At 72.1% G+C, this 6,256-nt stretch carries 4 protein-coding genes; 2 read left to right on the top strand and 2 right to left on the bottom strand.

The window, feature by feature from the left end:
• The first annotated feature begins 244 nt into the window (after positions 1-244).
• Complete coding sequence (locus ACFXOM_RS24860) at positions 245-946, top strand: CBS domain-containing protein (RefSeq protein ID WP_384937740.1); 702 nt, start codon at positions 245-247, stop codon at positions 944-946.
• A 365-nt stretch (positions 947-1,311) separates the two neighbouring features.
• On the opposite strand, the gene ACFXOM_RS24855 is transcribed toward ACFXOM_RS24860, so the two are convergent.
• Both ACFXOM_RS24855 and ACFXOM_RS24850 read right to left on the bottom strand, forming a co-directional pair.
• Entirely contained in the window at positions 1,312-1,947 is a 636-nt protein-coding gene (locus tag ACFXOM_RS24855; RefSeq protein WP_385039330.1) for a hypothetical protein, read from the bottom strand.
• Positions 1,948-2,200: 253 nt separating this feature from the next.
• Positions 2,201-3,040 (bottom strand): CBS domain-containing protein, encoded by an 840-nt coding sequence (locus ACFXOM_RS24850; protein ID WP_384944649.1) that lies wholly within the window; start codon positions 3,038-3,040, stop codon positions 2,201-2,203.
• A 384-nt stretch (positions 3,041-3,424) separates the two neighbouring features.
• Here ACFXOM_RS24850 and ppdK point away from each other — a divergent pair, with 384 nt between their 5' ends.
• A complete protein-coding gene (ppdK, locus tag ACFXOM_RS24845; protein ID WP_385039328.1) occupies positions 3,425-6,166 on the top strand; it encodes a pyruvate, phosphate dikinase in 2,742 nt (913 codons plus the stop codon).
• Positions 6,167-6,256 lie beyond the last annotated feature (90 nt).

Below are 6,256 nucleotides of genomic sequence, written 5' to 3'. Positions count from 1 at the left end.
GTGGGGGGGGGGGGTGGGGGGGGGGGGGGGGGGGAGGAGGGAAAAATCATGGGGGAGGGGGGGAGGGAGGGGGGGAAATCCCAGCCCCCCCCCCCCCCCCCCCGAGCCCGGTCGCTCCCTCGCCGCTCCTCGACCGAGGGCCCACGGTCCTCCCGGATGCATGGCAAGGGGCCGATCGTGCGTCGTGCGGATGGCGCGCGCCGCGGCGGAGCGGCCCGGCAGCAGAGCAAAGGGAGGTACGGAGATGAAGCACAGCGAGGTCGGCAACCTGATGTCGGGAGACGTCGTATCGGTCGTCCCCGCAACGCCGTTCAAGGACGTCGCCAAGCAGCTCGCCGAGCACGACATCAGCGGGGTGCCGGTCGTGGACGAGGAAGACCGCGTGGTCGGGGTCATCTCGGAGACCGATCTTCTGGTGCACCAGGTGTCGGCCGGAGGGTCCGGCCGTACCGGAGCCCGTCCCGACCGCCGGGTGCTACCGGTCGGCGGCAGTGGGGATGCGCCCACCGCGCAACAGCTGATGTCCGTGCCAGCCGTTACCGTGCACGCCGACGACACGGTGGCGGAGGCCGCCCGCACGATGCTGCGCCAGGGGGTGGAGCGACTCCCGGTGGTCGACGAGGAGGGCCGTCTCGTGGGCATCGTCACCCGGCGCGATCTCCTCACGGTGTTCCTGCGCCCCGACCGGGAGATCCGACGCCGCGTGATCGAGGAAGTGCTGGTGGACACCCTGGGTCTGGCACCCGACGCCGTCGACGTCCATGTCCTCGACGGAGCGGTCACCTTGGCGGGAGTACTGCAGGAGCAGAAGGAGATCCTGGTCCTGCGGCGGCTGGTCGAGCAGATGGACGGCGTCGTGTCGGTGACCGACCGCCTCACTGCTCGCACCGCCGACGCTCCGATCACGGCGTCCGGGCCTGCCTCGCAGGACCTGCCGGCGAAGTAGGGGCAGCGGAGCAATGAAGGCGTCGGAGGAGGAGCGGGGAAAGCGGCCGGGCCGCTGCCCCTGCGTGCGGACGCCGAGGGGGCGGCCCCTGCGGATGCCGAGGGGCGGGCCCCCGCCATTCCTCCGCACCGTGCGCGTCCGCTCCCATCCCCGTGTCCTTCTTGCTCCCATCCCCGTGTCCTTCTTGATCGGCCCCGCCATGGGGTTCCCTTCCCCTCTGCGGCGAGATGGCGGCTCGGTCGAGGTCGGGTGGCGCCGGTCCGCTGGGGCTCATCACCACGACTACCGCTGTCTTACGGCCCCTGCCCCTGCCCCTGCCCCTGCCCCTGCCCCACGGAGGCGTACCCCTGCCGACGGTGGGACCTTCACCTTCCTCGGCGTCCGGACCAGTACGGCTCCACCATCGCCCATTCCGCATCCCACGCCTCCAGGGTGCGCCGTTCGAGCCGGCGTCCCCGGATGCTGAACACGCCGAGGGAAGCGGCGGAGAGGCCGATGAGGACGGAAACGCCTGCGACCCCCGATGCGGCGGCCACGTCAGCGGTTCCCCGCGGCCTGGGGACGCGCCGGCCGTCCGCGTCCACCCAGATGGGAACGACACTGCCGGCCTCAGTGCCCATGGGGACGCTCAGCGCGTCCCGGTGCGCCGTCCCCCGGAAGTGCCACGTCGCCCGGGCCACGGCTTCCTGAGCGACCCCGGAACGCGTGGCACTCGCCCGGGTTTCCGCCGTGCTCACGGTGACCGCAGTCACCGGGTGGCGTTGCTGCCTCTCGACGAGCGCGCGACGTCCCTCGCCGTTCCAGGTCGTCCATGCTGCCGCCACCGCCAGGGACAGTGCCACCAGCACGGAGAGCGCGAACTCCACGACCAGGCGGCTGCGGGCTCGGTCGAAAGGACGGCTCAGGGCCCGCGGTTCCCGGCCGGCGGCGCGGAGGACGTGGTGCCAGAGACCGTCCCGTGACGCTCCGGGGGGCCTCCGTCCGGAAAGTTCCTGCGCCATGGGGGCCTCCCTGTATCGATCGCGGCACCGGCGGTACCGTGTCCCGCCTTCCGCGTCCTCTCCACGGTCGGTGGTACCGAGCCGCCCGTCATGAGGCGTCCCGTCCCTGCCGTTGGGCCGAGCGGCCCAACGGGGCGGCCCCTACGGCCTCGCCGGTCTCGGCTCCGCGATGCTCCGGAGCACCCGTTGCCGTCGCGCCCCGCCCACCGCAGGCCGTGGGCGACGCCCTACCAGCGATGTGCGCCTCGCGCCGTCATGCCGACGTGAGGTGGTCCACCACGTCCGTCACGTCGGCCACTCGCCCGATCCGGGCGAGGAGCCGCTGCGCCTCGCCCGGATCCAACCGTCCGCTCACAACGACCGCCCCGTTGCGCACGGTGACCGAGACCGAGTCCCGGGCACCGGGGAACTCCCCGGCGAGGATCCGGGACTCGATCTCCTCCCTGATCCCTGCGTCGTCCCTCACCAGGGCGCCCAGCAGGACGTTCCGCCTCACGACGCCGACCAGGCGCCCCTCCCGGTCCGACACGGGCAGTCTCTTGAGGCGGGAGAGCGAGGCGAGCCACGCCGCCTCGGCGACGGTCGCCTCGGGGTGCACCGTGATCGCCGGCGAGGTCATCAGGTCTTCCGCCGTCCGGGCACGTGCACTGTCGTGCAGCCGCCGGCGCACCAGAGGCCCCCGGACACCGGGTTCGTGGCCCGATGCCTCGACGGCGGCCTTCGCCAGCAGATCGGATTCGGACACCACTCCCATGACCTGACCGTGCGCGTCGGTCACGGGCAACGAGCCGACGCCCGCGTCGACGAGGGCCTGGGCGATCGCCAGGAAGGAGTCGTCGCCGCTCACCGATGCGGTGGAGCGGTCCATGACGTCACGGACCAGCAGGGGGGTCGTCTCGGTGTCGGAGCCCGGCGGACCCTGCTGCCCCGGGGCGGCCGCCTTCCCCGTAGCCGCTTGCCGGGCGAACGCCGTCGCCACGGCTCCGAGGTACCGCGGAAGCGTGTGCTGCCCTTGGGGTACGTCGGCGCGACTCCCCTCGCGCACGACGCGCGGTGCGTCCGCGCCGGACGCAGGGTTCACGCGCTCGTTCATGGCTTCCTCCTCGTTCGGAGGGACTCTTCGCACAATCTTTCGCGAACAGGGACCCCGCCCCAAGGTCCGATCGGTCCCTCTCGGCAGCAGGACAGCCCCATCGGGGCGGTGGGCCGAGCCGGGGACCACCACCGCGGCGCGGGCTGCCCGGCCGCGCACCGCCCAGGTGGGGACGGCGTCCCTCCCCGTGCCGTGCACCCGGTCCGGGCCGACGCGCCTGCGCCGACCTCGGGAGGTCCGATCCCCCTTCGGGGCCGTACGCCGCGCCGCAGGGACGAATGGCCCCTCTCCTCCGGGACCGGCCGCGGGTCAGCGTGGAGACAGCGGGCGGCCGCACGCCCCGTGCGGAGAAGGAGGCCGGCCCACGACCACGGGACGGGACAGATGAGCACCTACGTGTACGACTTCGCCGAAGGCGGCAGGGACATGGTCGGTCTCCTCGGGAACAAGGGCGCGAACCTCGCGGAGATGACGCGCATGGGTCTGCCGGTCCCCCCCGGGTTCACGGTCACCACGGAAGCCTGTCGGGTCTTCCTGGCCAGCGGTGAACCCCCGACGGAGCTGAGGGACCAGATCCGCGACCACCTGGCCGTCCTCGAGCGCGGTGCCGGAAGGCGTCTGGGGCAGGCGGACGACCCCCTGCTCGTCTCGGTCAGGTCCGGGGCGAGCGTGTCGATGCCGGGGATGATGGAGACCGTCCTGGACGTCGGCCTGAACGACTACTCGGTGCTCGGACTCGGCAAGACGCACGAGAGAGAACGGTTCGCCTGGGACTCCTACCGGCGGCTCGTGCAGATGTACGGCACCACGGTGATGGGCGTGGACGGCTCGTTGTTCGAGGCATCGCTGACTGGCGTGAAGGAGCAGCACCACGCACCGGACGACAGCACGCTGGACGTCCCCGACCTGATCCGGATCACGGAGTCCTTCAAGGACCTGATCCTCGAACGGACGGGGCGCGCATTCCCCCAGGACCCCGCCGAGCAACTGTGGGGAGCGGTGCTCGCCGTGTTCGCCTCGTGGAACGGTGAACGCGCCCGGCTCTACCGACGCCGCGAACGCATCGCGGACGACCTGGGCACGGCGGTCACCGTTCAGAGGATGGTCTTCGGCAACCTCGGACCGGACTCTGGGAGCGGCGTCGCCTTCACCCGCGACCCGGCCACCGGCCGCCCCGGTGTCTACGGCGACTACCTGCCCAGCGCCCAGGGCGAGGACGTCGTGTCCGGGGTGCGCAACACCGTGCCGCTCCAGGAGCTGGCGACGCTGGATCCGACTTCGTTCACCCAACTCCACGAGCACATGGCCGCACTGGAGACCCACTACCGCGACCTGTGTGACATCGAGTTCACGATCGAGGGCGGTCGGCTCTGGATGCTCCAGACACGCGTGGGCAAGCGCACCGCCCAGGCCGCCTTCGGCATCGCCTCGCAGCTGGCCGACGAAGGCGTGATCACGATCCGGCAGGCCCTGGGCAGGGTCGACGGTGCGGGACTCGCGCAGCTCATGTTCCCCCGGTTCGACACGACCGGTACCGACACCGTGATCGCCCGGGGAATCCCCGCCTCTCCGGGGGCGGCCGTGGGAGCGGTCGTCTTCGACTCGGCAGAGGCGGTCCGCAGGGCCGGCGCGGGCGAGAAGGTGGTCCTCGTGCGGAACGAGACCACGGCCGACGACCTGCCCGGGATGGTCGCCGCACAGGCCGTGCTCACCAGCCACGGGGGAAAGACCAGCCATGCAGCGGTCGTGGCCCGGGGCATGGGAAAGGTCTGCGTGTGTGGGGCGGAAGGCGTCGTGGTGGACGGGCGGACACGCTGTTTCACGGCCGGCCGTCTGACGGTCCCTGAAGGCACCGTGGTCTCCGTGGACGGCTCCCGGGGGCTGGTCCTCAGGGGAGCGGTGCCCATGGTCGACTCCGAACTCGTGCACTACTTCGACCGGGGCGGACGGCTGCCGGACGACCCCGCCGCTCAGGAGGCCGTGCTGCCCGTGCACCGGATCCTGCAGGAAGCCGATGCCGCACGGCGGTTGGAGGTGCGAGCGAACGCCGACACGCCACAGGACGCGGCACGGGCCCGGCGCTTCGGCGCCCAGGGGATCGGGCTGTGCCGTACGGAGCACATGTTCCTCGGTGACCGACGTCCCCTGGTCGAAGCCATGATCCTGGCGGAGGGCGCGGCCGACCGCGATGCCGCGCTCGGGGCGCTGCTGCCCCTGCAGCGCGCGGACTTCACCGGCATCCTCGAGGCGATGGACGGACTCCCCGTGACCATCCGGCTCCTGGACCCGCCACTGCACGAATTCCTGCCCGACCGGACGGAACTGGCCGTGCGGACGGCCCGGCAGGAGGCCCTCGGCGCGGCGCCCGACCCGCGCGACACCGCTCTGCTGGCCGCAGTCAGCCGCATGCACGAGGAGAACCCGATGCTCGGACTGCGCGGCGTCCGGCTCGGTCTGGTCGTACCGGGGCTGGTCGCCATGCAGGTACGGGCCGTTGCGGAGGCCGTCGTGACCCGCAGCCGGGCCGGCGGGGATCCCCGGGCCGAGATCATGGTTCCGCTCGTCGACACGGTGGAGGAACTGCGGTTGGTGAAGCAGGAGGTGGACCGCGTGCTGACCGCGGTCTCCACGGAGACGGGCGTGGCCCTGGAATGCCCGGTCGGAACGATGATCGAACTGCCGAGGGCCGCCCTGACCGCGGGCAGGATCGCCGAAGAAGCCCGGTTCTTCTCGTTCGGCACCAACGACCTGACCCAAACCACCTGGGGGTTCTCGCGCGACGACGTCGAGGCCGCCTTCTTCTCCGCCTACCTCGACAAGGGCGTCTTCCCCGTCTCTCCGTTCGAGACGATCGACCGCGAGGGCGTGGGCCGGCTGGTGCGCATCGCCGTGGCCGAAGGCCGCGCAGCTCGACCCGGGCTGCAGATCGGCGTGTGCGGCGAGCACGGCGGCGACCCTTCCTCGGTGCACTTCTTCCACGATGTCGGACTCGACTACGTCTCGTGCTCGCCCTTCCGAGTCCCCGTCGCACGGTTGGAGGCCGGTCGTGCGGCACTTGAGACGGGCGGCCGGGAGGCCGTCGACCGTGTCGGCGGACGTGCCGTCCCGGCGGGCCGGGCTCGGTGACGCGTGGGCCGCCGTTGTGCCCATCGCCCCTGTCGCCCCGTCACCTTGTCGTTGTGTACCGTGCTGCCCCGCCCCCGTCGCCTTCGTGGG

Origin of the sequence: Streptomyces sp. NPDC059169 (assembly GCF_042755225.1) — a bacterium.
Taxonomy (GTDB): Bacteria; Actinomycetota; Actinomycetes; order Streptomycetales; family Streptomycetaceae; genus Streptomyces.
Note: the sequence above shows the minus strand (reverse complement) of the source record. Positions and strands in the feature narration are given on the sequence as shown.

Excerpts from the sequence above, each read along its gene's own strand:
- ppdK (WP_385039328.1), top strand. The coding sequence starts at position 3,425 with ATGAGCACCTACGTGTACGACTTCGCCGAAGGCGGCAGGGACATGGTC.
- ACFXOM_RS24860 (WP_384937740.1), top strand. The coding sequence starts at position 245 with ATGAAGCACAGCGAGGTCGGCAACCTGATGTCGGGAGACGTCGTATCG.
- ACFXOM_RS24855 (WP_385039330.1), bottom strand. The coding sequence starts at position 1,947 with ATGGCGCAGGAACTTTCCGGACGGAGGCCCCCCGGAGCGTCACGGGAC.
- ACFXOM_RS24850 (WP_384944649.1), bottom strand. The coding sequence starts at position 3,040 with ATGAACGAGCGCGTGAACCCTGCGTCCGGCGCGGACGCACCGCGCGTC.